This is a genomic window from Streptomyces oryzae (assembly GCF_017676365.1).
Taxonomy (GTDB): Bacteria; Actinomycetota; Actinomycetes; order Streptomycetales; family Streptomycetaceae; genus Streptomyces; species Streptomyces oryzae.
Genome location: NZ_JADKMA010000020.1, coordinates 1 through 25562, shown reverse-complemented (window position 1 = coordinate 25562; position 25562 = coordinate 1). Strand labels below are relative to the sequence as shown.

Below are 25562 nucleotides of genomic sequence, written 5' to 3'. Positions count from 1 at the left end.
GTCCGGGTATTGACGCACTCCGTCGCCGGTGCCATGGTTACCGGCACATAGACATCAGATGTCTGACGTCAGATCTCAGCGGTTCCCCGTAACGTCACCGCACCCGACCCGCACGGTGGTAGCTGAACCACCGCCCCGCTCCCCGCCGGAGGCCCCACGATGTCGCTCTCGGACGAGCTCGCCGATCAGCTGCTCAGCGAGATCATCGACAGCACCTACCCGCCGGACTCCGCCCTCCCGCCGGAGGCCGAGCTGGCCGAACAGTCCGGCGTGAGCCGGCTCACCGTTCGTGAGGCGGTCAAGCATCTGCGCGCACAGAACGTGGTGCGGGTGGTCCGCGGCCGCGGTACGTATGTGAACCCCCCGGAGCGCTGGACGGCCCTGGAGCCGGTCGTCCGTGCCGCGTCCCACTCCCCCCACACCTCGCTGTCCGAGCGCCTGATCGAGGCCCGGCGCCTCATCGAGAACGGCGCGACGGAGCTGGCCGCTGTGCGTCGCGAAGACACTCATCTCGCCGAGCTGCGCGAGCACCTCGACACGATGCGGGAGGCCGCCGACGAGGCCGACACGGAGAAGTTCGTGCAGGCCGACATCGACTTCCACGCCACGGTGATGCGGGCGACGGGCAATCTCTTCGTCCCGCTCCTCTTCGAACCCTTCGGCGCTCTCCTGGCCAAGGGCCGCCGCGAAACCTCGGCGATCCCGCAGATTCGCGTCAACGCCATAGCGCACCATGAGGCCGTCCTTCTGGCGCTGGAGACCGGCGACCCGGACAAGGCCCGCGCAGCGATGAACGACCACATGAACCAGACGGCGATCGACTACCGCACCCATGTCCTGAAGTCCGCCGACTGACGCCCGGCCGGGAGTTCGCACACCACCTCGTCGCCAGACAGCCGAGCCTGCCGCACATCCCGCTCTCGCCGCCCCGACGCACCCCGTCCCCAGGAACCGCCATATCCCTACCCCGCCATGCCCTGCCGGAACGAGAAGTCCTCTCCGGTATCCCGCCCGCCAGGACGGTCACACCCGCACAGGTGACCGCCCGGCTCGCCGGGGCACCCCGCCTCGTGGTTCTCGACGACGACCCCACCGGCACCCAGACCGTCAAGGACGTCCCGGTTCTGACCACCTGGACAGTGGACGATCTGCGCTGGGCCCTCCGCCAGGACACCCCCGCCTTCTTCGTTCTCACCAACACCCGCAGCCTCTCCCCCCAAGACGCCGCCGACCGCAACCGCGAGATCGCCCGCGCCCTGCACCTGGCCGCGGAGGCGGAGAACGTCGCCTACGTCATCGCCTCCCGCGGCGACTCCACCCTCCGCGGCCACTTCCCCCTGGAAACCGATGTGCTCGCCGAGGAGCTGACGTCCGTCGGTGCCGCCCCCGACGGAGTCGTCCTCGTCCCCGCCTACATCGAGGCCGGCCGGCTCACCGTCGGCTCGACCCACTGGATGCGCACTCCGGACGGGCTCCTCCCGGTCGGCGAGAGCGAGTTCGCCAAGGACGCCACCTTCGGATACGCCTCCTCCGCCCTCCCCGACTGGGCGGCGGAGAAGACAAAGGGGCGCATCCCTGCTGACGAGGTCGTCCGCATCACCCTCACCGACCTGCGCACCGGCGGCCCCTCCCACGTGGCCGGCCTGCTGCGCGGCCTCCACGGCGGCGCCATCGCGGTCGTGGACGCGGTGTGCGACGACGACCTCCGGGTCCTCGCCCTCGCCGCGGCCGAAGCGGAGGAAGCAGGCAGCCACCTCCTCTACCGGGTCGGCCCCTCCTTCGTCCGCGCCCGGGCAGGCCAGCCCGCCCATCCGCCGCTCACCGCCCGCGAACTGTCCCCGCTGCGCGCACCCGCTCCGCACGGCCTGATCGTCGTCGGCTCCCATGTCTCCCTGACCACCCGCCAGCTGAACCGCCTGCGGGAGCGGGCGGGAGACATTGCCGAGTACGAACTCGACGTGGCCGGTCTCCTCGACCCGGCCGGCCGGGAGACGCACATCCGCGAGACGGCCGATGCCGCGGCCGCGGCGCTGAGCACCGCGGACACCGTGATCCGTACCACCCGCGCCGTGGTCACGGCCGCCGATCCGGAGGAGAGCCTCGCGATCTCGCGCAGCGTCTCCGCTGCCCTGGTCGAGACGGTCCGCCGCATCACTGCCGCCCGCCGCCCCGCCTTCGTCATCGCCAAGGGCGGCATCACCTCCAGCGACACCGCGACCCATGGCCTGGAGATCCGCCGCGCCTGGGCCCGCGGCACCCTGCTGCCCGGCATCGTCTCGCTGTGGCAGCCCGTCGACGGCCCGGCCGCCGGCATCCCCTACATCGTGTTCGCCGGGAACGTCGGCGGCGACGACGCCCTAGCCGACGCCCTCGACCTGCTGAGGAGCGCTGTCTGATGCTGACAGGACCCGACGGCCTCAAGGCCCTGACCACGGCGTACGAGGACGGGCGCGCCCTCCCCGGCTTCGTCGCGTACAACCTGGAGACGGTGCAGGGCATCGTCGCCGCTGCGGAATCCCAGCCGGACCTCCCCGTCCTCATCCAGGCCGGATCCAGCCCCTTCAAGCACGCGGGACGCGACCCCCTGATGCGTCTGGCTCTCGACGCCGCAGCCGCGTCCCCCGCCCGGCTCGGCGTCCATCTCGACCACAGCCGCGACCTCGACGAAGTCACCTGCTGCCTCGAGGCCGGCTACACCTCCGTCATGATCGACGGATCCCACCTCCCCTTCGCCGAGAACATCGCTCTGACCCGCGAGGCGGTACGCCGCGCCCGTGACCACGGGGCCTGGGTCGAGGCCGAGTTGGGTGCTCTATCGGGAGACGAAGACGTGTCGACGGACGCGGACGCGGCCTCGGCGGCGATGACGGACCCGGCGCAGGCGGCGGAGTTCGTCGCCGAGACAGGCGTGGACGCGCTCGCCGTCGCGGTCGGCAACGTCCATGGCTTCACCCGGCACCCGGTCCGTCTCGATCTGGACCGCCTCGCGGCGATCCACACCGCCGTCGCCGTACCCCTCGTGCTCCACGGCGCGAGCGGTCTCCCCGAGCAGGAGCTGCACGGCGCCCTCGCCCGCGGGGTCGCCAAGGTCAATGTGAACGCCGAACTCCGCCGCGCCTGCCTGGAGGCGATGAGCACCCAACTCCCCACCGCACTTCCCGGTTCCGACGTGGTCAGTGTCTGGTCAGCGGGCCGGGACGCAGTGACACGGGCAGCAGCCCGCGTCATCAGCCAATTGTCACCGGCCGGCCGAAGCTCCTCGGCTGAACCGGCCGGCTGACACCCGCTGAAACAGCCCACGCCGACCTCCCCACCGGCGTGCACAACGCAAGGCAATCCGCACCCCCGTCCCCGAAGGGCACGTCCCCATGCATCCCGCTCCCCCTCCCCGCACAGCCGTCATCGGCCTGGGCGCCATGGGCCTCCCGATGGCCCGTCGCCTGGCCACCCGTCTCCCCGTCTCCGGCTACGACATCGCCGCCGACCGCCGCGCTCTCCTCGCGGCGGACGGCGGCACCGACGCCGCATCCCCCGCCGAAGCAGCCCGCGACGCCGAGGTGGTGCTGCTCGCCGTACGCGACCGGACTCAGCTCGAGGAAGCGCTGTTCGGCGCGGACGGGGCGGCTGCGGCCCTGCATCCCGGCGCCGTCACCGTCCTGACCAGCACAGTCGGCCCGGACGCAGCCCGCGCCATCGCGGACCGCCTGGCCGGGCAGGGCATCCTCACTGTCGACGCACCCGTCAGCGGCGGTCCCGTCCGAGCCGGCGACGGCGACCTGCTGATCGTCGTCGGCGCCGGGGACGAGGCGCTCACGGCCGCCCAGCCGGTCCTCGACCTGCTGGCCTCCACCCTCACCGTGGTGGGGCCGCATCCCGGCGACGGGCAAGCCCTCAAGGCGATCAACCAGTTGCTCGCGGGCGTGCACATCGCGGCCGCCGCCGAGGCGATCGCCCTTGCCCGGGCTCTCGGGCTCAACCTGCACACCGTCGTGGAGAGCCTGCGCCATGGCGCCGCCGGATCCTTCATGTTCGCCGACCGCGGTCCGCGAATGGTCGAGACCTACTCCGCCGAACAGCCGCTGGACGTCAAGTCACGGCTCGACATCTTCGTGAAGGACTTGGGCATCACCACCGGAATCGCGAAGTCCGCCCACGTTCCGGTCCCCCTGGCAGCCGCCGCCGAGCAGCTCTATCTGCTCGGCGAGCGTTCCGGACTAGCCGCCCACGACGACTCCAGCATCGTCACCGTGCTCTCGCCCAAGGAGGCCGACAGATGAGCGCCGCCACACTTCTGCTGATCGCGGCCGGCGGCATCGCCGTGCTGCTCATGATGGTGATCAAGTTCAAGATCAACGCGTTCATCGCCCTGCTCATGGTGAGCATAGGCGTGGCGCTGGCCGCGGGCGTCCCCGCGGGCGAGCTGGTCGACACCATCCAGGAGGGCATGGGACAGACCCTCGGCTACATCGCCATCATCATCGCGCTCGGCGCCATGGTGGGCAGGATGATCGAGATGTCGGGCGGAGCCCGGTCGTTCGCGCACTCGCTGATCGACAGGTTCGGTGAACGCCGGACCCCGCTCGCGCTGACCGTGGCCGGCTTCGTACTCGGCATCCCGATCTTCTTCGATGTCGGCCTGATCATTCTGATGCCCATCGTCGTGGGCGTCGCCCGTGTCTCGCGCAAGCCGATCCTGCTGTACGCCCTGCCGCTGGCCGGCGCGATGCTCACGGTGCACGCTCTGCTGCCTCCGCACCCGGGGCCGGTGGCGCTGGCCGGTCTGATCGGCGCCGACCAGGGCATGATGCTGCTTTTCGGGCTGCCGATCGCCGCGGTGGTCACCGTGCTGGGATTCCTGCTCGCCCGGCGGATGACCCGCCGGGAGTACCCGATGGACCCCGAGCTGTACGAGCGGGTCTACGGCGGGACCACCGCACCGGACGTGGACGGTTCCGGCGGCACGTCCACGCCGGCGACCGACGGCGGGAAGGCCGAGAGCGGCGGTGGCGGCACCGCTGTGCTGGCACCGGCGGTCGGCGAAACCCAGCAGGCGGAGCGGCCGCCGTCCTTCGGGATGATCCTCACCATGGTCCTGACGCCCATCGTGCTCATCATGTGCGGCTCGGTCGCCTCGACCACCCTGGCCGACGGCTCACCGGTGCGCACCGTCCTCGGCGTCCTCGGTGCTCCGATGACAGCCCTGCTCATCGCTGTGGTGCTGTGCGCCTACTTCCTGGGCGTCCGCCGGGGATGGTCGGCCACCCGCATCGAAGAAGTCCTCGGCTCCGCGCTGCCGCCTGTGGCGCTGGTCATCCTGGTCTCCGGCGCGGGCGGCATCTTCGGCAAGGTGCTCGTCAAGACCGGCATCGGTGACGCGGTCTCCGAAGTACTGCAAGCCAGCGGTCTGCCGCTGCTCACCCTGGCGTTCCTGATGACGCTCGTGCTGCGGGCCGCTCAGGGCTCGGCCACGGTCGCGCTGGTCACAGTCGGTGGCGTGCTCGCACCGCTGTTGAAGGACGTGGACCTCTCCTCGCCCCGGCTGGCGCTGGTCGCGCTGGCCATGGGCGGCGGAGCCCTCGCCCTGTCGCACATCAACGACTCGGGCTTTTGGATGTTCACCAAGCTCGTCGGCCTCAACGTGGCCACAGCGCTGCGCACTTGGACGGTGCTGACCACAGGGATGGGGCTGAGCGCCTTCGCGCTCGCGGCTGCCGTGTGGCCGTTGGTGTAAAGCCTCTACAGCCCGGCCAGGCGCCCGTCAGCCGCGTACTCTTCGCTCGTGACCAGCGCAGTCGTGAGCCGTCGACGCATGCTGAGCGCTGGGCTCGGAGGGGTCGCGGGGGCTGCGCTGAGCGGCTGCGTCCGGGACGCCGGGCCGGTACGGCGGTTGCGGTTGGCGACGGGACCGGAAGGTGGGCCGTACAACGCTTTCGGGAGGGCCTTGGCGAAGGCGGTTGCCGAGAGCACGCCGCGGCTGCGGATCACCCCGGTGCCCACGTCCGCGAGCGTGGACAATCTGCGGAAGCTGGACGACGGCTCGGTGGAGCTCGCCCTGGCGATGGCGGACGCGGCGCAGGACGCGGTGCTGGGAGAGGAACCGTTCGCCCGTGCGGTGCCCGTGACCGCTCTCGCCCGGATCTATGTCAACTACACGCACCTGGTCGTACCGGCGGAAGGGCCGGTACGTTCGCTGGACGATCTCGCCCGGCGGCCGGTCGCCGCAGGGGCGGCGGGGTCGGGTGTGCAGGTGGTGGCGGGGCGGCTGCTGCGGGCGGCCGGACTGACCGGCGAGCGGTCGGTGCGGGAACGGCGGCTGGGGCTTGCCGCCTCGGCCGCGGCGCTGCGCGAAGGCACGGTCGACGCGCTGATCTGGTCCGGCGGTGTGCCGACGCCCACGCTGGCGGCGCTGGCGCGTGAAGTGCCGTTGCGGTTCCTGCCGCTGGAGGACACCGTGGCCGCGCTGCGCGAGCGGTACGGACCCGGCTACACGGCCGTCGCACTCCCGGCGGGTGCGTACGGGTTGACGGAACCGGTGGGCACCATCGGAGTGGGCAACTATCTGATGGCCCGCGCTGCCGTGCCGCGGTGGGTGGTGAGCGACGTGCTTCAGGTGGTGTTCGACCAGTGGCGGGTGCTGTTGCGGAAGGTGACAGCGGGTGCCCGGCTGGAGCCGCGGTTCGCCATCTCCACCGGAGCGGTGCCGCTGCACCCCGGCGCGGTCGCGTACTACCGGTCGGTGTACGACTGACCGGGCCCGCTGTTCTGCCCACCCGTCGCCCGGCGCTCAGCAGGATGGCAGCCGGAGTTCCACGGCGAGGCCGTGCGGGGTGTTGCGGGCCGCGGTGAGCCGGCCGCCGCTGAGGCGGGCGATCTCCTCGGCGATGGCCAGGCCGAGGCCGGTCCCGGGGATGTTCTGGTGCTCGGGTGCCCGGGCGAAACGCCGGGTGAGCAGGACAACTTGTTCCTCGGGCACGCCGGGTCCGTCATCGGTGACCCGCAGGAGGACCTCGTCGTCCTCGCGCGCGGCGTGCACGCGGACATGGCCGCCGGAGGGGACGAACTTGGCGGCGTTGTCGAGGAGCGAGTCCAGGATCCGGCCCGTCGCATCCGGTACCGCGCGTGCGCGCAGGCCGTCGGGGACGCCGGAGGCCGTCAGCTGCAGTCCGGCGTCGCGGAAGACGGGCGTCCAGGCCGCCACCCGGTTGCGTACCGTCTGGGACACGTCGTGTTCGACCGGTTCCGTCGTACCGGACTCGACACGCGCCAGCGCGAGCAGGCCGTCCAGCAGTTCCTCCAGGCGTTCGGCCTCATCAAGCGCGCGGGCATGCTCCGCCCGGCCGGGACCCGGGGTGATGTGCGGTTCCACGTTCTCCAACTGGAGCACCAGTGTGGCCAGTGGGTTCCGGAGCTGGTGCGAGGCGTCGGCGACGAAGTCGCGCTGCCTGCCGATGGAGTCGGCCATGGCCTCGGCCATGGCGTTGAAGTGCTGCCGGAGGGAGCGCAGCTCCGGCGGTCCGGTGTCGGAGACGGCCCGCGCCTTCATGCTTCCCGAGGTCAGTCCCGCCACGGCACGGTCCAGGTCGCGGACGGGGCGCATCAGCCACCGGGCGATACCGACGGCGACCAGAGCGGCAGCCGCGAAGGCGGCGACCGCTCCCCCGGCGATGAGTGACCAGCGGGCTGCCACGTCGTGGCGGGCGCCGTCGGTGGGAACGGCCAGGACGACAGCGCCGCTGACCCGCTCGTCCTGTCCCACCGGTTCGGCCAGGACGACGGTGTCCGGCCCCCACGGCCGGATGGTCGGCAGATGCTCGGTGGACCGGCCGGTCAGCGCCCGGTCGCGGGCGGCCCCCTCACCCGGGACGGCGGAGGTGGGGTCCCCGGGGCCGGCTCGGGCGACTGTCCGCCCGGCCGTGTCGACCACGGTCACCGCGGCTTCGTACAGCTCGGCATACCGGCGGATCTCGGCCGACAGCTCGGCCCGGTCCGCGTCGGTGCGGACCCGGCCGGCGAGATCGGCGAACCGCACCGCCTCCGAACGCCTCTGCAGCAGCAGGTGCTCGGTCCGCCCGTTCGCGTACGAGTTGGCCAGGGGCAGGGAGAGGAGCAGTGCGGCGGCGCCCATGAGCACCATCAGCACGGCGAGGAGTCGGCGCCTCATCGGCCGTCCGCCCCTTCGTCCCGTTCGCTGCCCGGAGCCGGAGCCGGAGCCGGAGCCGGAGCCGGGGCCGGGGAGCCGAGCTGGTAGCCAAAGCCACGCACGGTACGCACCAGGCCGGGCCGGCCGGTCTTGGCGCGGATGCCCGCCACATGCACGTCCAGGGAGCGGGAGGCGGCCAGGAAGGCGTCGCCCCAGATCCGGTCCAGGATCTCCTCCCGGGAGTGCACCTCGTCCGGCCGCGCGGCGAGGAATGCCAGGACGTCGAACTCGCGGCGGGTGAGCCGGACTTCGGCCCCAGCGACGGTGACCGTGCGGCCCGCGATGTCGATCTCCACATCGACGGCCCGTACGCGGACGCCCTCGCCGTCCGTACTGCTGGACGGCGGCCTGGTCCGGCGGCGCACGGTGTCGATCCGGGCCAGCAACTCGTTCATCCGGAACGGTTTGACCACGTAGTCGTCGGCCCCGGCGCGCAGCCCCTGCACGATGTCGCGCTCCTCGCAGCGGGCGGTGACCACGATCAAAGGTGCGTCGCACACGGTCCGCAGCCGCCGCAGCAGTTCCAGCCCGTCCAGGTCCGGCAGGCCGAGGTCCAGCAGCACGAACTCGGCCTCGCGGACGTGCCGCAGGGCGTCCAGGGCCCGGCCGACCCGGCGCAGGGTGTGCCCGCGCTGGGTGAGAGCGGTGCCGAGCGCCTGGGCCATGCGGTCGTCGTCCTCGACGAGAAGCGCGTGCATGGGAGTCCTTGTGCGGCTGTGACCTGGGCAGCAGCTTACGGAAGCGGGCCGCCCAGGTCACTGTGACGTTGATATCGGTTCAGTTGATACCGGTTCAGCGGACGGCTTCGGCGGGCGCTGGCTGCCGCAGGCCGGAGGCACTGTCGGTGTCCGCTCCGGTCTCGGCGCGGCTGAGCGCGGCATCACGGGTGTCCGGCATGAGGAGGTAGGTGATCAGAGAGATCATCGCGCACCCGGAGACGTACCAGAAGAACATGGTCTCGTGGCCACTGTCCTTGAACCACAGGGCCACGTACTCCGCCGTACCGCCGAACAGGGCGTTGCCGACCGCGTACGGCAGCGCCACACCCAGCGCGCGCACCCTGGTGGGGAACAGCTCCGCCTTCACAGCGGCGTTGATCGAGGTGTATCCGGTGACGATCACCAGGGCGAGCAGCGAGAGCCCGAGCGCTGACCAGTAGGAGGAGGCCGAGCCGAGCGCGGTCATGATCGGGTAGGTGCCCACGGTGCAGCCGGTCGCGAAGGCGATCAGCAGCGGGCGGCGGCCGATCTTGTCGGAGAGCAGTCCGGCAAAGGGCTGGAGCACGGCGAAGACGGTGAGCGCGGTGAAGCTCACGAGCGTCGCCGTGGTCTTCGACATTCCCGCGCTGCCGACCAGGTACTTGGTGAGGTAGGTGGTGTACGTGTAGTAGGCCACCGTTCCGCCGAGGGTGAGCGCCATGACGAGTCCGGCCTGGCGGCGGTGCTCCCACAATGCCTTGATCGTGCCGCGCGTGCTGTCGTCGCCGCTCTCGCCGGTCTCCTCGGTGAACGCGTCGGTCTCCTGCAGACGGCGCCGCAGCCAGAAGACCACGACGGCGAAGACCGCACCGAGCACGAACGGGATGCGCCAGCCCCAGCTCTCCAGCTGTGCGGTGGTCAGGGTGTGCTGCATCGTGATGAGGATGCCGAGGCCGAGGAGCTGGCCGCAGGTCATCGACACGTACTGGAAGGAGGAACCCAGGCCCCGCCGGTTGCGGGCCGACGCCTCGGTCAGATAGGTGGCGCTGGCAGCGTACTCGCCGCCGATGCTCATGCCCTGCAGCAGCCGTGCCAGCAGGAGCACGACGGCGCCGAAGTACCCGGCCTGCCCGTAGGTCGGGGCGGCAGCGATCAGCAGGGCGGCCACCGACATCATCGTGACCGTGAGGGTGAGCGCGCTCTTGCGTCCGTGCCGGTCCGCTGCGCGACCGAGCACCCAGCCGCCGACCGGACGCATCAGGAAGCCGACCGCGAAGATCCCGGCGGTGTTCATCAGCTTGGTGGTCGGGTTGTCGCCGGGGAAGAACGAGTCGGCGAAGTAGATCGCGAAACTGGCATAGACGAACCAGTCGTACCACTCGACGAGATTGCCCAGCGACCCGCCGACGAGTGCCAGGCGGCGTTTCGCGCGCAGGTCGTCGGGCCGGGTCGCGGGCATGGCCGGGGACGAGGACATGGCGGCTCCAGATGAAAAATCCCTGGTGGGAGAGGGGAGATGCCCCTTGGTCGGGGAGTGCTGCATGAGCATGGGCGCGCCCGGCACGTCCGTACAAGGTCCGTTACCCAGATCTAACATCCCGCTAAGAAACGGCCGGACGCAGCGCCCGCCCACCGCCACGACACGTCACCGGACCGCCCACGCGGAGCGGCAGGGTCCGTCAGCAGCAGCCCTCGGCGGATCCGTTGCCCCGTGACGAGTCACTGACAGCCGACAGCCGGCAGAAGCAGGAGGCATCGACGGGAACGTCGGCCCTGGCCCGGGCGAGGCGCAGCTGCTGTTCGATGATCGCGGCCTCTCCCCCGCGGTCCTGCCGGACCAGGCACTCGTGGTAGCCGTGCAGGCTCCAGACGTTGCCCGGGTGCTGCTGGGACCGGGGGACGGTGCCGTCCAGCCCCAGGTCGGCCCGGTACACCGCCTCGGCCTCCTTGACGTGGCCCTGTTCCAGCAGCAGTGCCCCGTAGGCGTGCCGGGTCGGCTGCATCCACCCCCAGGGCTCGTCATAGGGAAGGTTGTCGTCGAGTTCGATCGCCCGCCGCAGTGCGGCGTAGGCATGCTCGACGTTCCCCTTGCGGTACTCCACCTCGCCCTCCAGCATCGCGGCCGCCACCGCGAGGATGTCCCGGCAGGTGTTGTTGAAGAGCGTGCGTGACTCGGGGACCCGCTCCACCGCCTCCCGGAAGAGCGCCCGCTGTGTCTCGGCCTCTGCCACCTGGCCGGAGGCGGCGTGGGCGACTGCCTTCGCGTAGCGCATCATCGCCGTGGTCACGCAGTAGAGCTCGGAGTCCCTCGGCAGTTCCGCGTCGATGATCTCCTGCCACATCCCGAAGCGGATCAGCACGTGCACGCGCATGGGGATGAGGCCCTCGAGCCAGTCCGCCATCGGTGGTGTCCGGACGTGGAGAAGTTCTTCAGGAACCGCCGCCTCGAGTTCACCGCACGTCTGCAACGCGACTGCCCGCTGCCCGAGGAACATCGAGCCGTAGATCTTGAAGTGATAGTTGTGGCAGCGGTAGAGCGTGTAGAAGTTGATCGGGCCGGAACGGGCCACGAACTTCTCGTCCGCCTCGATCGCACGCGCGTTGGAGGAGACCACGCGTGAGTAGTCACCGCACAGGACGTCCAGATGCGTGGGCATGTGCTGCAGGTGACCGGCATCGGGCACGAGATCGCGCAGTCGGTCGGCCACCGGCAGGGCCTGCTCCGGCACGGACGACATCTCCATCAGGTGGATGAACAGGTGCAGCACGCCCGGGTGTTCCGGCCCGCCCGGCAGTTCCAGCGCGTGGTCGAGTACGGCACGCGCCTCCACGGCAAAGGATCCTGGGGCCGGCTGACCGGTGCGCTGGTCCCACAGCTGCCATGGGGTGAGGTTCATCAGCGCGTCAGCGAACAGCGCGCTCACGTCGAGGTCCTCGGAGTGTTCGGCGTACACCGTGCGCATCGCCTCTGCGTAACGGTGATTCCATACCGAGGGGTCCGGAACCGCCGCCGGCTGTGGATAACGGTGCCGGAGCGCGCCGATGAGTGCCCGTTCGACAGGCGTCGCCCTGTCCGCCCTGTCCGTGAGACGTTCCGCCTGGGCAGCCGCCTCGAACGCACGGGAAACGCTCGTCTCGAGCTCGGCCGGGTCGAAGCGTTCCCAGGGCTTGTTGTAGTTGGGCCCCAAGGCGTAGGCGATGCCCCAGGAGGCCATGGCGCACGCCGGGTCGAGCTCGCGGGCCCGCTCGAAGCAAGCGATCGCTTCCTCGTGGTTGAAGCCATAGCTCCACAACAGGCCGCGGTCGAACCAGGTCTGCGCCTCACTCACCCCGGTCGACACCGGCCTGGTGTAGCGGCCGAGATCGTAGTAGTCCGTCATCGTGAGTCTCCTCGGAACATCGCCCGACGTCGCGCCACGGCAGGCACCGTTGACCGACATCAGGACCACATCGAGTGGGGGACACCGCTCCTGCGCACTGCATGATCGGCCTCCGGCGCTGTCTGCGCGGGCGTCCTCCGCCGCATCGAGGAGCCCGAGTGCAGCGCCCGTGCGGACCGCAGCCGCCGACGCACATCTTCGCAGGGTGAGGTGATCTTTGATGTAGTGCACACACCGGGTGACGGCGAACGGCCGTACAGCCACCCGGGTGTACGCACGGGCAACGCGCGCCCGGCCGCCACGCTCGGTCACCGGTTCGATCGTCGGCCAGCCCCCGCCGCCCGGCCGACGCGCCCCTGGCCGGGCACGGGGCTGCCCACCAGCCGCACCCCGCAATCGTCGCCTTCATGTACGCGTAAACCTTCCCCGCGTTCACCTGCAGGGCCCCAGAATGATCGCTGGTGTCTCCAGGAAGTAGCGGAAAGGCGGAGTGGAATGACGAGGCGTCAGGGCGAAATCGGGCAGGGCGGCAAAGCCGGGCGCCGGGCCGGCAGACGGGGCACCGCGCTCGCGGGGGCTGCGGTGGCTGTCACGCTGCTGGGTTCGGTTCTGCTACCGCAGACCGCGGCTGCCACCACCGACGCGGGGAAGAAGGCGGGTGGAGGGACCAAAATGCCGGCAGTCATCGACGGTGGGGCGTGGGACGCCGGCCACGTCCAGGGCATGGCCCTGGACCGCAAGGGCGGCTACATGTACTTCTCCTTCACCAACCTCCTGGTCAAGACCGACCTGCGCGGCAACCCGGTCGGCTCCGTCACCGGGTTCACTGGCCACCTGGGCGACCTGGACTTCGACGAACGGGACGGCAGGGTCTACGGTTCCCTGGAGTACAAGGACGCCGAGTCGTTCTACATCGCCGCCTTCGACGCCGACCGCATCGACCGGATGGGCATCGACGCGCAGACCAGCGACATCGTCTCGACGGTCTACCTCAAGGAAGTCGTGGCCGACTACACCGCCGACATGGACGGCAACGGGGTCTTCGACGGCGACACCGCCGACACACGCGACCATCGTTACGGGTGCAGCGGCATCGACGGCGTCGTGTTCGGGCCGGACCTCGGCGGACGCGGCGGGCGTCATCACGGCACTCCCCTGCTGACCGTCGCCTACGGCATCTACTCCAACAACGCGCGCCACGACAACGACCACCAAGTGCTCTTGCAATACGACGTGCGACGGTGGAAGAAGTACGAGCGTCCCCTCAGTGAGTCGGCCCCGCACACCAGCGGTCCGGCGCACGCCGACGGCAAGTACTTCGCGTACACCGGCAACACCACCTATGGCGTGCAGAACCTGGAGTACGACGCCGCCTCCCACAACTGGCAGATGGCGGTGTACGAGGGCAAGAAGCCGGACTTCCCCAACTACTCCCTCTTCACCATCGACGGTACGAAGCCCGCCGTGCGCGGCCCGGTCCGCGGCCAGCCCGAGCCGGAGCAGGGCAGGCTGCTGACCCTCGCGCGGCAGGGCCTGTACGACCCGGTCACGGGCGTGCGGGGCTGGCAGGCCCCTGGTGAGTACGGTCTGGTCTCCCTGGACGACGGGCTCTACTACGTCGCCGAGTCCGGCACCGTCGAGGAGGACGGCGCCACCAAACAGACGGGCCGGGCCGTCCTCCACCGCTGGACGGGCCGCACACCGAACCCGCTCGCTCCTGTGCGCGAGTCGACGCGGTAGCAGGGAATCAGGCTCGCTTGCGGGCCGCACCGGGGAGTTGGTCCCCGCGCTCGCGCGGGGACCACGCATCGCCAAGACCGGCGTCGCTGCCAGGTACGGAAACCCGCGCGACGGGCCCGCACGAGGCCGCCCCGGGTGCGCCCGGCCTCAGACCTCGAGGTTGGACTCGATCCGGCGCAACTGGTGCCGGGCCATGGCGAGGTTCGCCTTGCCGACGTCCAGCGCGATGTAGAGGAACAGGCCGTTGCCGCTGCTCGCCTTCAGCAGCCGGATCAAGTGGTACTGCTTGCCCAGGCTGATCAGGATGTCCTCTATCTGGTCGTCGAGCCCCAAGTGCTCCATGGTACGGAGTTTGGCGCGGACGACGTCCGTGTTGCCGGCTGCGGCAACCTCCAGATCGAAGTCCTGTCCGCCGCCGACCGTGCCCAGCGCCATCCCGCTGGTGTAGTCGACCAGGGCAACCCCGATGGTGCCGTCGATGCTGCTCATCGCTTCTTTGAGGGTGGCGTCGATGTTCGGCATGGTGGTGTGCATTCCTTTCGTCGGTACGCTTTTACGTTGCCGGCCGGATGCGGGCCATTCGGGACCCGCTGCTGCGGAGTGGCCGACTTACTCCGGGACTTACTCCGAGCCCTGCGTGCCGCGGCGGCGGCGCTCGAGCGGCTGCCGGCGGCGTTCCAGCGGGGGCCTGCGGTCCGGCGGCGGGGCCTCCGGGGCGGGCCGCGCAGCCGTAGAACGCTGGACGTGGCCCACGAGTTCGCCGATGCGGCCCGCCGTACGGCGTCCCTCCAGGTGCAGTCGGCCCACGTTGATGTTTTCGTCCGCGAGGAGCGTGAGCACGGCGGCAGGGCCGGCCGCGTAGGTGGCGACGTAGCCCAGCTCTCCGTGGATCAGCAGTTCGCGGAAGGCGCCCCGCTCCGTTGCCTCGTTCATCCGGAACGCCAGCCCGAGCGCGGCGGCGGTCAGTGCCGCCAACGGCTCGGCCTCCGGTTGTCGCTGTCCGGCCTGGGCCGGCGGAATGTCCTCGGCCAGCACCAGACCATCGACGGTTGCCGCCAATGCCCCGCCGACTCGCGGGACTCTGGCCCGCAGCCCGCGCAGTTCCTCCACCACGCCCGCTTCCGCTGCCATCAGCACTCTCCTCTCGGCACGCTGACGGAATCCCTTGATCACAGTGCCTCCAGCGCGTCCATGAGCCTGCGCAGCAGGGCGACGTCCGGTTTCGCGAAACCATCCGCAGGCGGTACGGCGGCAGACTGTTCGCCCTCGCGCACGGCCTCCGCCACGTGCTCCTCCATGCGGCCGGACCCGGCGGGGACGACCAGGCCGCCGGCCGCAAGCCGTCGCAGCTCCACGAGCGTGTGGAAGGCGGGCCGGCCCAGCTCCCGGGCGATATCGGTGGCAGTGCGGGTCCCATCGGCCAGTTGCAGGATCCGCAGTTGCCGGTCCGTCACCGTCGGCGGCCGCCCGGCCCCGACTGCCGAGGCAGGGGGCAGTACATCGATACGGGCGTCCGGCCAGATGCGGTCCAGCAACGCCAGGCGGCGAGCAGTCTCGCTCTCCACCGCCGCCGGCGCCACGCCCACGCCGGCGCCCAGCCAGTCCCGTACCTCCCGCCGGAAACGCCCGAGCCGGCCACTGGGCGCCAGCACGAAGAACGCCGCGTCGTACAGGGCCGTGCGCTGACACAGTTCCAGCAGCCCGAGTGGCACGTGGCCGCGGGCCACCAGATTGTGGGCCACACTTCCCTCCCGGCCCCACCGGCTCAACGCGGCGTCCCAACGTGCCTGCGACAGCACGGAACCACGGGTCAGCAACACCTCAAGGCCCGTTGCCGCGGGACTTTCGGCATGCACGATCTGTCCGTCGACGAGGAAGAGGGTGCCGCCGGCCCGGGTGAACGCACCAGTGGCCCGCTCCGCCGCCAGCCGGTGAAGCATCGACGGTGCTCGGTCCTGCGCCGGTCGTTCTGCACCGGGCTGCCGCGGCGGTACGGCCCGGTACGTCGCCGGACGTTCGGAGCCCTCTGGATCGGTGACGTGCATCAGAGGACCAAACGCCCCGCTATCTCCGCCAGCCGGATCCGCGCCAGCGCGAGATTCCCCTCGTCCCGGTCGAGCCACACGTGGAGGAAGAGGGTGCCGTCGAGTGCACCGGTGACGAACCGCAATACGTGGTAGCTGTCGCTGTTCGTCGCGATGATGTCCTCGACGGCCGGTGTCTGCCCGGCGTGCTGCTCGGCCGGGACGGTGACCGCCGACGGGGTACCGGCTGCGTGGAGCGGGCTGAAGGAGCGGTACTCGGCAACCATCCTTGCCAGTTCGGCGGTCTCACAGGCAGCCGCCTCGTGGTCGCCGCCCGGCGCGTCTCCGGCGGTGCCCAGCGCCAGCCCGCTGACCCAGTCGACGACGGCGGCGCCTCGGGCCCCGGGCAGCCTCAACGCCTCCAGGAGACATTCGTCGATTCCGGACACGTTGCGCCCCCTCTCTGTCTGCACGCTGCATCTCCACGGCAAAGCCCGGCACTTAAGGCCCGCAGACCTGTGTGCATTCGGCAACTTCTTGTGGGCCATGCCAAGATCGTGTGGAAATTTATCAGACGACTTCGAAGACCGATCTCCTTCGTGATGTAGCTGACAGAATTTGGGACTTGCTGCATCAGCTGTGATCACGTTCATCAGGTCAACCGCTTCTGGGCAGCCGCCGCGGTGAACGCATTGCGACCCGGGTCGCAAATCACCCTGAGAAAAAGGCAGTTGACCGCACAGACGTATGTGGACGGAACTGTCCGAGCCCAGGAACGCGGGCTGGGCTGAAGCCCCTGGGGCTTGAGTCGTCGAGTCAGCTGTGCGCAATCAGCTCTTCACCTGCCGGAGGCACGCAGAGTGGGGCCCGCGGCTCCGCCCCGGCGGGGCAGCGCGGACGGAGGGACTCATGGAGTAGGTCTTCGACCGTCGGAACCCGCGACTTCGGCGGCTCGCTCACGGAAGGTCGCTGGGGCTGGGCGATTTTTTGCTTTTCGACATTTCGCGCCTCTTCGACTCCTACGTCGGCCGCGAGGCTTTCCTCCTCCAGATCCCTCGCCCACTACTTCCCCTACGTCCCAACGAGTTCACAGATCCACCTCTCTGACCGCTGCCGGCTCTCTGACCGCTGCCGGCAGAAGTTCGGCGGGGCGGAAGTTTCAAACCGGCGCATTCGACCGGCAAACGTCATCTATACGGATCACACGCTGCCCGTTGAGCTCTCGGTTCGATATGTAGGCCCCGGCTCAGCTCATGGCAGTTGTTCGCTGTTCTGGCGAATGGTCAGGTACGCGGTCGCAGTCCTGGACCGGACGGGTCCCAACGCACTGCCACCGTGTTCCACACAAGGAGGGCGAGAACTCACCCGTGCCTCGGTGACGCGGACCTCGGCGCGGTGATCGCGGCGGTCGAGCCGTTTCGGCTGCCCCTGCGGAACTCGCGGCCGCCTCCGGATCGCCGTCGTCCTCCACCGTCAGCTGCCCCGCCAGACGCCGCTGCCCGCACCCCAGTCGCTCCGCTTCGCGACGCAGTGCACTGATGCCGGCCACAGGCGCTGCCCGCAGCAGCCCGTCTTCCTCTGCGTCAGCGCGCGCCTTCCTCAGGTCCGGCCGTCGGCCTGTCTGCTGGGGACCCGCTTGAAAACACGAATGATTATTCGTAACCTGGCGTCGCCGAACGGAACACGAATAGGTACTCGTATATCGCCTCGGGGGGGTCTGTGCTCGGAAGATTCGCTGCGCAACGGCCAGGCGGCTCAGCCTGGCCGGCACCGCCGTCCGGCTGATCGCCTCGTTGATCGCGCGTACTCCCGGGCGCGTACGGCGCTGAGCTTCGGCGGCCCGCGCCGCTGACACCCTCTGCGGCGCCGACGGCCGTCAGGCCCCGTGCCGAGCGGAAGCGGCCCGCGAGAAAGGGCTGGTCATCCCAGGCCCTCAGCAATCCTCCGCTCGCCGATGCCCGCCTCGGCTTCACCTTCCGACAAGGCGCCCCGTTCCAGGGCGGCTTCGACTTCGACCGCCGGCTCGGCTTCCCGGAGCGACCCGCGCTCCGACCGGGAGTGACCGGTCCCCACCTGCTTCGCGAGCACCCGCTCCGCGGCTCACACCCACCCACGCCCCGAGAGATGAGGCAACACAGTGGCAACCACCCCCGCAACTACGGCACCGGCACGGGGGCCGGAAACACCCGCCGGGACAACGGCCTTGGAGGACACGGCACTGCACCGCCTCGGCGGCGGCATCGCCCGTCGGCCCCGCCTGGTGATCTGGCTGAGCGTGCTGCTCACCGTGATCGGCCTGGCCCTCGCGGCGGGTGCCATGGACCGGCTGGTCCTCAGCCGGTTCGAAAGCCCCGGCTCGGAATCGGTGAACACCCGGGCCGCGCTGGCGAAGGAGTTCGGCACTGGGACCCCGAGCGTGCTGCTCCTGGTAACCGCCCGGCACGGCACCGTCGACGACTCGGCCGTGGCCAAGGCGGGCCGCGGTCTGGAGCGGGAGCTGGCCCGGCAGGATGGGGTGGCCGAGACCGCCTCGTACTGGTCGCGCGGCAAGTCGCCCGTGATGCGTGCCAAGGACAGTCGCCAGGCCCTGGTCATCGCCCGGATGTCCGGTACGGTCACCGAGGCGCGCACCCGGCTCGCCGAGTTCGCCCCCGATTTCGCCCGTGCCAACGGCACGGTGAAGGTCCAGGTGGGCGGCGGCGACGAAGTCTTCCGGCAAGCCGCTGAGCAGGCCCGAACGGATTTCCTGCGGGCCGAGGTGATCGTCTTCCCGCTGGTCCTGCTGCTGCTCGCGTTCATCTACCGACGCTTCAACGCCGCCCTGCTCACCCTCGGCATGGGCCTGTTCTCCGTGATCACGACGCTGGCGCTGATGCGACTGCTGACGTCGTTGACCGACGTGTCCACCTTCGCCGCCAACCTCACCCTGGTCATGGGCATCGGACTCGGCGTCGACTACAGCCTGTTCGTCATCAGCCGCTTCCGCGAGGAACTGGCGGCGGGGCGTGAGGTCGCCGAGGCCACCCGGCAGGCAGTCGGCCGGGCGGGCCGCACAGTGGCCTTCAGCGGGCTCACGGTGATCGTCTCGCTCGCCTGCCTGATGCTCTTCCCCTTCCCGTTCCTGCGGTCGTTCGCCTACTCCGGGATCGCGGTCGTCCTCACCTCGGTCTTCGCCGCCCTGGTGATCCTGCCCGCCGCCCTGAGCCGGCTCGGCCACCGCATCGCGCGGCGGCGCAAGCACGGTGCACGCGCAGCCGGGTCCGGTGCGCCGGACGGCTGGTGGCACACCACAGCGCTGCGCATGATGCGCCGCCCGCTGATCCACGGCATGCCGGCCCTGGCCGTGCTCCTGGCCCTGGCCGCCCCGGCCCTGGGTGTCGCCTTCGGCACCCCGGACGACCGGGTCCTGCCCACGCAGACGTCCAGCCGCGTGGTGCAGGACGACATCCGTGCGCACTTCGCGGCCGAGGAGATGGACGCCATCCAGGTCCTGCGCCCAGGCCTGCCCGGCAACGACGCGGGCCGCGAGAGCATCGACGCCACCGCCGCCAAGCTCTCCCGCCTGGAGGGCGTCCAACAGGTCGACGCACTGACCGGGTCCTACGCCGACGGCCGCCGCATCCTGGAGCCGAACCACTCCGCGAAGCGCTTCGCCTCGGACGAGGACACCTGGTTCTCGGTGATCGCCACCCAGGACGCGCTCGGCGCCGACCCCGACGCCGTCCTCGCCGACGTGCGGGGCGCGTTCGGCGGCACCGAGGTCGAGATCGGAGGCTACCCGGCCGAACTCGGCGACTTCCGCACCGTGCTGGTGGACCGGCTGCCGCTGGTCTTCGGCCTGATCCTGCTCGTCACCTTCGTCATCCTCTACCTGATGACCGGCAGCGTGCTGCTGCCCGCGAAGGCGATGGTCCTCAACGCCCTCAGCATGGCGGTGATGTTCGGCGCCCTGGTCTGGATCTTCCAGGACGGCCACCTCTCCGGCCTGCTCGGCTTCACCGCCACCGGCAGCCTGGAGCCGAGCATCCCCATCCTGATGTTCTGCACCGCCTTCGGGCTCTCCATGGACTACGAGGTGTTCATGCTGTCCCGGATCAAGGAGGAGTACGACCGCACCGGCGAGACCGCCGCCTCCGTCGCCGCCGGCCTGGAGCGCAGCGGCCCGCTGATCACCGCCGCGGCGGTCATCCTGGCCGCGTCCTTCGCGACGTACGCCTCTTCCGGCATCGTCTACCTCAAGATGCTCGGCCTGGGCATGGTGGTGGTCATCATCGTCGACGCCACGCTGATCCGCGCCGTCCTGGTCCCCGTCCTGATGCGGCTGGCCGGCGGGGCCAACTGGTGGGCCCCCGCCCCGTTGCGCCGCCTGCACAACCGCTTCGGCATCACGGACTAGAACGGGAACGGGTACAGGAGGCATCCCGTCACGGCGTCGACCTCCAGCTGTCCGGTCACACCCCACGGTGGCCGGATGGCACCCCTCACCACGGTCGTCGCCTTGTCCCACGCGGGTGCCTGTGACTACCCCTACGGGTGAGCCCTCCAAAGCGTCGTCAGCTCCCCAATGCGCGGCAGATGACCGCTCACCAAAAGCCCTTCATCTTCCGCTGCTGGTAACAGAGCACCGGCTCCACCCTCCGGCCCTCGTGTGAGTGCTCCAGGCCGGCCAAGGCGGTGGCAAGCCTGCGAGCTGCCCTCGTCGTCAGCCGCCCCACGGCCTCCCGCGTCGTCTCGTCCCGGCCCCGCGGCTCCACCCCCGTGCCCCTGACCGCCCTGGCGAACTCCGCATCGAACCGCACGCGCCCAACCCTGGACGCCAACACGATCAGGTACCTGATCTGCTTATCGGTGGCCAACATGAGCTACAGCCTCTCACCCCTCCCAGTCACCAGGCGCCCGCGGCCCCGGGAGGGCCGGAACGGCCATCTCGGCCGGCCGCAGGTCCCGAGCACCTGGTGAGGCACTCGTACGGCCCTACCTCCTCGCGCTGTTCGAAGGCGATGTCCTGTGCCTCACGTTCGGCCAGTTCCACGGCGGCGTGTGCCAGGCGCCGCATTCCCTGGGGGCCGCCTTTGTCGAATGTCTGGTCGTCGGTGAGCATCCGCCATACCAGTTCCGGCCGGCACGGCACATACGCCCACGCCGGGCCGAGCCGTACTTCCACCAAGTTGCCGTGCTGCGGGAGGGATTCAAGGAACGCCAGGCCGTGGCGCAGCAAGGCCCACCCGTGTCCGATCACTGGAAAGCCCTCCGCGGCGACCCCCGCCTTGAGCGACATCGCATATGCCTCCGGCCCCTGTCGAAGAGAGCTTTCCGATAGAGAGCTTTCCGGCTCCGGGGTGACAGCCGAAGCAGTGAGCCGGAGCAGCCCGGGAAACCGCGTACGCGGCACGAGGTGAACCCGTCCTCGGCCCCACCGGCTCATGGCCCGCGCCGTCAACGCCGCGGGGCGGGAGGCGGGCCTGACGCTGAACTATCGGCGCCCCTCGGTGGCGCAGTGGCTGGCCGGAGCCAGACGCCTTCCAGCGCCTTGCGGACGCCGAGCACCACCTGGCCCACGTTGCCCAGGCGGCCGGCTCGGCCACGCAGCGCAGCCAGTCTGGGGCGGCTACCACCAAGGTGCCCTGCGCGACTCCCTGTTGCACCGTCCCTCGTACGAACTGAGCACCCGCGCCTGCCTTCCCGACCGGCTGGCCCGGCTCCAACTCGCCCAGAGACATCTGGAGGCAGCCTGCGCCGGCTGGCACGAAGCCCTCACCCACCTCCCCCCTACAGCGCCCACCCAACCGTCAGAGATCTCCTCGACCGCACCGCCGAGAGGTGAACACCCCGGCCGCGGATCACCCTTGTTCAGCCGGGCAGCACCGCTGCCCGGCTGCCCGTCGGAGCCGGATGTACGACAAGCCTAAAGTTTTTCAAATTGCCAGCATGCCTTGTGTGGTCAGAGGGTAACGTGCGGTGACCGTGTCGATGAGGTGCAGCCGCGGGCCGGAAGATGTCCTCCGCGGCCGGCGCCTGCACGGTGATCGTCTGCCGCTCATGAAGGTCGAGGAGCTGAACACCCATGTCGAACTCGCAAGGCTCGGGCATCCGTAGCGACATCCCGCACTCCGCGCGGATCTGGAACTACTGGATGGGCGGCAAGGACAACTACGAGGTCGACCGCACCGTCGGGGAGGCGTGCCTGGAGATCGATCCGGACATCTCCACCATGGCCGTGCAGTCGCGCCAGTTCCTGATCCGCGCAGTGCGATACCTGGCCCATGAAGCCGGCAGTCGGCAGTTCCTCGACATCGGCACCGGCCTGCCCACCATGCAGAACACGCACGAAGTGGCCCAGGGCGCGGCACCCGACTCCAAGATCGTCTACGTCGACAACGACCCTCTGGTCCTCGCCCACGCCCGGGCACTGCTGGTCAACACCACCGACGAAGGCGTCACCAGCTACATCAACTCCGACTTCCACGACCCCGAGCAGATCATCGCCGACGCCCGGAACGTACTGAATTTCACCCAGCCGATCACGGTGATGTTCATGGGCGTACTCGGCCACGCGAGCACCCACGAGGACATGCTGCGCATCGTGCGCACCGTCATGGACGCCGTACCGTCGGGCAGTCACCTGGTCCTGTGGGACGGCACCACCGACAGCCAGGATTATGTGACCCTCTGCGAGGAATACGCCAAGACCGGCGGGGCCCCGTACTACCCGCGCACCCAGGACCAGGTCCGCGCCGCCTTCGACGGCTTCGAACTCGTTGACCCCGGCTTCGTCCCCATCACCGAATGGCGGCCCCAGACCTCCGAACTCGGGGAGCGTCCGAAGATCGCCGCCTACGGTGGGGTCGCACGCAAATCCTGAATTCGCGTACGCATTGCCGCGCGGCCTCCCGACGGTCCGGGCCCGAGGACCGTCGGAGGCTGCGCCGGCGCGTCATCCGGTGAGGGTGCCGCGCAGTCTGCGGGCCTCCTTCACCAGGCGGGACTTCGGCGGCCGGGACGCCAACTCCCGCAGACCGGGTATCTCCTCGCGCGTCCCGGTACGGATGGCGAGATCCGTTGTCAGGGCCAGGAGATCGCTGAGGCCGTGGAGGCGTGCGCCTGATGGCAGCAGGTGCGGCAGCAGGCCCGTCAGCACTGGCCATAGCACTCCGGCCGCCACGGCCGTCGAGGCGTCTTTCAGTGCGGTCGCCAGACGGGAGGCCACCGGCGAGCGCAACTCTGCGAGGGCCGCGGCCAGCCGGGCCGGGTCCAGTTCTGCGCGCGCCACCATGATGACGAGGGCGTCAACGGCGGCCGCCCGGTCCTCGCGGCGTTCCTCGTTCAGTCCTTCGGCCAGTGCGCGGTGCATCGCCTCGCCTTTGGGGCCGGGCAGCGCCGCAAGACGTTCCAGGATCCGGCAGTCCATACGGGCGCCGCTGCGGCGCACGACGTACCACGCCCAGTCGGCCTGGATGTCCGGGTGGCAGGGGAGGTCTTCCGGACGGCAGGGGAAGACCGAGCGGGTGGGGACGGGGCTGTTGCCCTTGGTGGGGCCGGGACCGGCCAGGAGGGTGGCGAACGGCTCGGGGTAGGCGGACCGGTCGGCGTCCTGTCCGCCCGTACGGAGCCGCTCGGCGAGACGGCGTCCAGCGGGCGAGGCAAGCGCGTCGGCGGCCGCCCGCACCTCCGGGTCGGCCTGCGGCCTGACGCGCAGCAGTGCCTGCGCCAGGTCCACCGGGCCGGGCTCGGTCCCCAGCCGCTCGTACTCGGCGATCCGCGCGACGAGTTCGGCTGCCTCCACCGTACCGTCGTCATGGGTGGCGGTGGCCAGCGGGAACGGTGTGGTGACACCGGCGTGGAGCCGGGCGATCAGCTCCCGGCCCCGTATCTCCACCATGGTGTCGAACATCGACGCGCTTCCCGGATACGGCACCCCGCACACTGCCGCCGCCACCCCGAGGGGGTTCCACGGTTCGTGCCCGGCGTGGGAGAACCATTCGAGGTGGTCGGCGATCCCCGCCCGCAGCGCGGCCGCGAGCCCTTCGCGGTCCCGGTGGGCGTGGCGGATCAGGCGGTCCAGCAGGGCGTCCTCGAACGGGCCGTCGTCCTGGTGGCGGCGCCACCAGATGCGGAGGGTCGCGGCGACGTCTTCCGGGGCGTCGTCCTGCGGGCCGTCCAGCCGCGCCGGCTCCGGTGGTGGGGGCGGTGCGATGTCGGGCTCGGGTGCGCGCTCCGGGCCCGCAGACGGTGCCGGTGCCAGTGCCAGTGCCAGTTCCGGTGCCGGGGCCGGCGCCTGGAGGCTCTGCGGTGAGTGACGGTTGATCAGCCGCTCGGTCCGCTCCCGCAGCGCCGCGTCCTCCAGCGCGTCGCGTGCCTCGGCCAGTGCCGCGACGGCGGCTCCGGCGGTGGCGGGCTCCTGCCTGACGGCTCGGTCCAGCCAGCCCAGTTGGGCACGGACCAGTTTCTTCTCCGGGCGGAGCAGCGCATCGCGCGACACTTCGACGACGCGGGCGGGCGCCAGCACCCCCTTCAGCACCTGCTGTGCGTGGGCGGCGACGGTGGACGGGCCGTCCAGCAGCAGACGGACGTACTCGTCCTCGTACTTCGCGCACTCTTCCATCGAGGGCGCGAGCTTCTCCAGGGTCCACAGCCGGAACCGGATGTCGGCCGCCGCTCCGGTGCCGCGGACCAGCGAAGCGAGCACGGCGTCATGGAGGCGACCGGCGTCGAGGGTGCCGTCGGTGGCGAGCGCCGCGAGCGCGGCGGGCCAGGAATGGTCCGGGTCGTCGCGGGAGTACGCGCTCAGGTTCGTGTAGCCCGGCACCCCGTCGATCTCGAAGAGGCGGTAAGCGAGGGGCTGGAGGAACGGGCTGTCCGCGAGGATGCCTGCGAGCGGGCGTTCGTCCCAGGTCGGCGCGGTGGTGTCGATGTTGTACCGGCCGGCCGTCTCCCGGGCCCAGGTGAGGACGAAGGCGTCGGTGGCCGGGACGGGGCAGCCGGAGCGCCGGATGAGCTCGACGGCCAGATGGTAGTAGGGCAGTTCACCGTCGTCGAGGCGGCTGTCGGCGATCCGGCGGACGAGCTCGGCCTGGAAGTCGGCATCCCGGGTGTCGGGCCCGTCGGCGAACAGACAGGCGAGCAGGGATGCGTCGGGCCGCCAGCCCGGGATGGAGGTGACCCTGGTCTTGCCTTTGAGCAGCCATTCGGCGACGGCCGGGGCGCTGGCGAGACACCCGGCGCCGGCGAGCTGGACGGCGATACGGCGCGGATCGTCGTACGTCCACAGGGTGACCCTGCTGAGCGAGGCGCGGGCGGCTTTCAGTCCGGGAACGACGGCGCGGCGCTCGTCCGCGTTCATGGCCGCCAGGGCATCGGGGACGGCGTGGTAGTCGCCGTTGTCGATGAGGGTGAACAGCGGGTGGCGGTCCGGCATGTGCGGTGACACTCCCCAGTGCGGTGATTCGGTCGGTGTGCGGTGCGGGCGGTATGAGGGGCGGCGGTCGGCAAGAGGTGCGGAGAGGGCGATGTTGGGCGGGTG

Annotated in this window: 21 protein-coding genes; 10 read left to right on the top strand and 11 right to left on the bottom strand. The window is 70.4% G+C overall.

Going from position 1 to position 25562, the window contains the following annotated elements:
- Positions 1–159: 159 nt before the first annotated feature.
- The 6 genes from ITI46_RS06440 (at position 160) to ITI46_RS06415 (ending at position 6748) form a co-directional block, all read left to right on the top strand.
- Positions 160–855: a FadR/GntR family transcriptional regulator gene (locus tag ITI46_RS06440; protein ID WP_209238422.1), complete on the top strand. Its 696-nt coding sequence runs from the start codon at positions 160–162 to the stop codon at positions 853–855.
- 182 nt (positions 856–1037) lie between these two features.
- Complete coding sequence (locus tag ITI46_RS06435) at positions 1038–2396, top strand: four-carbon acid sugar kinase family protein (protein WP_307808075.1); 1359 nt, start codon at positions 1038–1040, stop codon at positions 2394–2396.
- Positions 2396–3280, top strand: a complete 885-nt coding sequence (locus tag ITI46_RS06430; protein WP_209238421.1) for a class II fructose-bisphosphate aldolase — start codon at positions 2396–2398, stop codon at positions 3278–3280. Before ITI46_RS06435 ends, ITI46_RS06430 begins: the two co-directional genes overlap by 1 nt.
- An 88-nt stretch (positions 3281–3368) precedes the next feature.
- Entirely contained in the window at positions 3369–4277 is a 909-nt protein-coding gene (locus ITI46_RS06425; protein ID WP_209238420.1) for an NAD(P)-dependent oxidoreductase, read from the top strand.
- Positions 4274–5731: a GntT/GntP/DsdX family permease gene (locus ITI46_RS06420; protein WP_209238419.1), complete on the top strand. Its 1458-nt coding sequence runs from the start codon at positions 4274–4276 to the stop codon at positions 5729–5731. Before ITI46_RS06425 ends, ITI46_RS06420 begins: the two co-directional genes overlap by 4 nt.
- A 78-nt stretch (positions 5732–5809) precedes the next feature.
- Positions 5810–6748 carry a TAXI family TRAP transporter solute-binding subunit gene (locus ITI46_RS06415; RefSeq protein WP_209238448.1) on the top strand — a complete coding sequence of 313 codons (939 nt, stop codon included), beginning with the start codon at positions 5810–5812 and terminating at the stop codon, positions 6746–6748.
- Positions 6749–6784: 36 nt separating this feature from the next.
- Here the strand turns inward: ITI46_RS06415 and ITI46_RS06410 are convergent, their stop codons facing one another.
- The 4 genes from ITI46_RS06410 to ITI46_RS06395 all read right to left on the bottom strand — a co-directional run bounded on the left by ITI46_RS06410 (position 6785) and on the right by ITI46_RS06395 (position 12278).
- The gene (locus tag ITI46_RS06410; RefSeq protein ID WP_209238418.1) at positions 6785–8161 is read right to left on the bottom strand and encodes a sensor histidine kinase; all 1377 of its coding nucleotides are present in this window, start codon (positions 8159–8161) and stop codon (positions 6785–6787) included.
- On the bottom strand, positions 8158–8898 hold the full coding sequence (locus ITI46_RS06405) for a response regulator transcription factor (protein WP_209238417.1): 741 nt from the start codon (positions 8896–8898) through the stop codon (positions 8158–8160). The genes ITI46_RS06410 and ITI46_RS06405 overlap by 4 nt, the downstream gene beginning before the upstream one ends.
- A 94-nt stretch (positions 8899–8992) precedes the next feature.
- Positions 8993–10357, bottom strand: coding sequence for an MFS transporter (locus ITI46_RS06400; RefSeq protein ID WP_209238447.1), 1365 nt, complete (start codon positions 10355–10357; stop codon positions 8993–8995).
- A gap of 220 nt (positions 10358–10577) precedes the next feature.
- Positions 10578–12278 carry a tetratricopeptide repeat protein gene (locus ITI46_RS06395; protein ID WP_209238416.1) on the bottom strand — a complete coding sequence of 567 codons (1701 nt, stop codon included), beginning with the start codon at positions 12276–12278 and terminating at the stop codon, positions 10578–10580.
- Positions 12279–12773: 495 nt separating this feature from the next.
- On the opposite strand from ITI46_RS06395, the gene ITI46_RS06390 reads away from it, so the two are divergent.
- Positions 12774–14018, top strand: a complete 1245-nt coding sequence (locus tag ITI46_RS06390) for a hypothetical protein (protein ID WP_209238415.1) — start codon at positions 12774–12776, stop codon at positions 14016–14018.
- 147 nt (positions 14019–14165) lie between these two features.
- Here ITI46_RS06390 and ITI46_RS06385 read toward each other — a convergent pair whose 3' ends face one another.
- From ITI46_RS06385 to ITI46_RS06370, 4 genes are all read right to left on the bottom strand, one after another.
- Positions 14166–14540: a roadblock/LC7 domain-containing protein gene (locus tag ITI46_RS06385; RefSeq protein WP_209238414.1), complete on the bottom strand. Its 375-nt coding sequence runs from the start codon at positions 14538–14540 to the stop codon at positions 14166–14168.
- A 99-nt stretch (positions 14541–14639) separates the two neighbouring features.
- Positions 14640–15149, bottom strand: a complete 510-nt coding sequence (locus tag ITI46_RS06380; RefSeq protein WP_209238413.1) for a roadblock/LC7 domain-containing protein — start codon at positions 15147–15149, stop codon at positions 14640–14642.
- A gap of 38 nt (positions 15150–15187) precedes the next feature.
- A complete protein-coding gene (locus ITI46_RS06375; RefSeq protein ID WP_209238412.1) occupies positions 15188–15958 on the bottom strand; it encodes a transcriptional regulator in 771 nt (256 codons plus the stop codon).
- A 104-nt stretch (positions 15959–16062) separates the two neighbouring features.
- A complete protein-coding gene (locus ITI46_RS06370) occupies positions 16063–16491 on the bottom strand; it encodes a hypothetical protein (RefSeq protein ID WP_209238411.1) in 429 nt (142 codons plus the stop codon).
- A gap of 1754 nt (positions 16492–18245) precedes the next feature.
- On the opposite strand from ITI46_RS06370, the gene ITI46_RS06365 reads away from it, so the two are divergent.
- Entirely contained in the window at positions 18246–20438 is a 2193-nt protein-coding gene (locus ITI46_RS06365) for an MMPL family transporter (RefSeq protein ID WP_209238410.1), read from the top strand.
- A gap of 187 nt (positions 20439–20625) precedes the next feature.
- On the opposite strand, the gene ITI46_RS06360 is transcribed toward ITI46_RS06365, so the two are convergent.
- Positions 20626–20901 carry a hypothetical protein gene (locus tag ITI46_RS06360; RefSeq protein ID WP_209238409.1) on the bottom strand — a complete coding sequence of 92 codons (276 nt, stop codon included), beginning with the start codon at positions 20899–20901 and terminating at the stop codon, positions 20626–20628.
- A 26-nt stretch (positions 20902–20927) separates the two neighbouring features.
- Entirely contained in the window at positions 20928–21320 is a 393-nt protein-coding gene (locus ITI46_RS06355) for a hypothetical protein (RefSeq protein WP_209238408.1), read from the bottom strand.
- A gap of 145 nt (positions 21321–21465) precedes the next feature.
- Here ITI46_RS06355 and ITI46_RS36275 point away from each other — a divergent pair, with 145 nt between their 5' ends.
- Both ITI46_RS36275 and ITI46_RS06350 read left to right on the top strand, forming a co-directional pair.
- A complete protein-coding gene (locus ITI46_RS36275; protein ID WP_504739811.1) occupies positions 21466–21951 on the top strand; it encodes a hypothetical protein in 486 nt (161 codons plus the stop codon).
- Between the two features lie 155 nt (positions 21952–22106).
- Positions 22107–22904 (top strand): SAM-dependent methyltransferase, encoded by a 798-nt coding sequence (locus ITI46_RS06350; RefSeq protein ID WP_209238407.1) that lies wholly within the window; start codon positions 22107–22109, stop codon positions 22902–22904.
- A 72-nt stretch (positions 22905–22976) separates the two neighbouring features.
- Here ITI46_RS06350 and ITI46_RS06345 read toward each other — a convergent pair.
- Positions 22977–25562: hypothetical protein (locus ITI46_RS06345; RefSeq protein WP_209238406.1), on the bottom strand; the 2586-nt coding region annotated here is incomplete at its 5' end.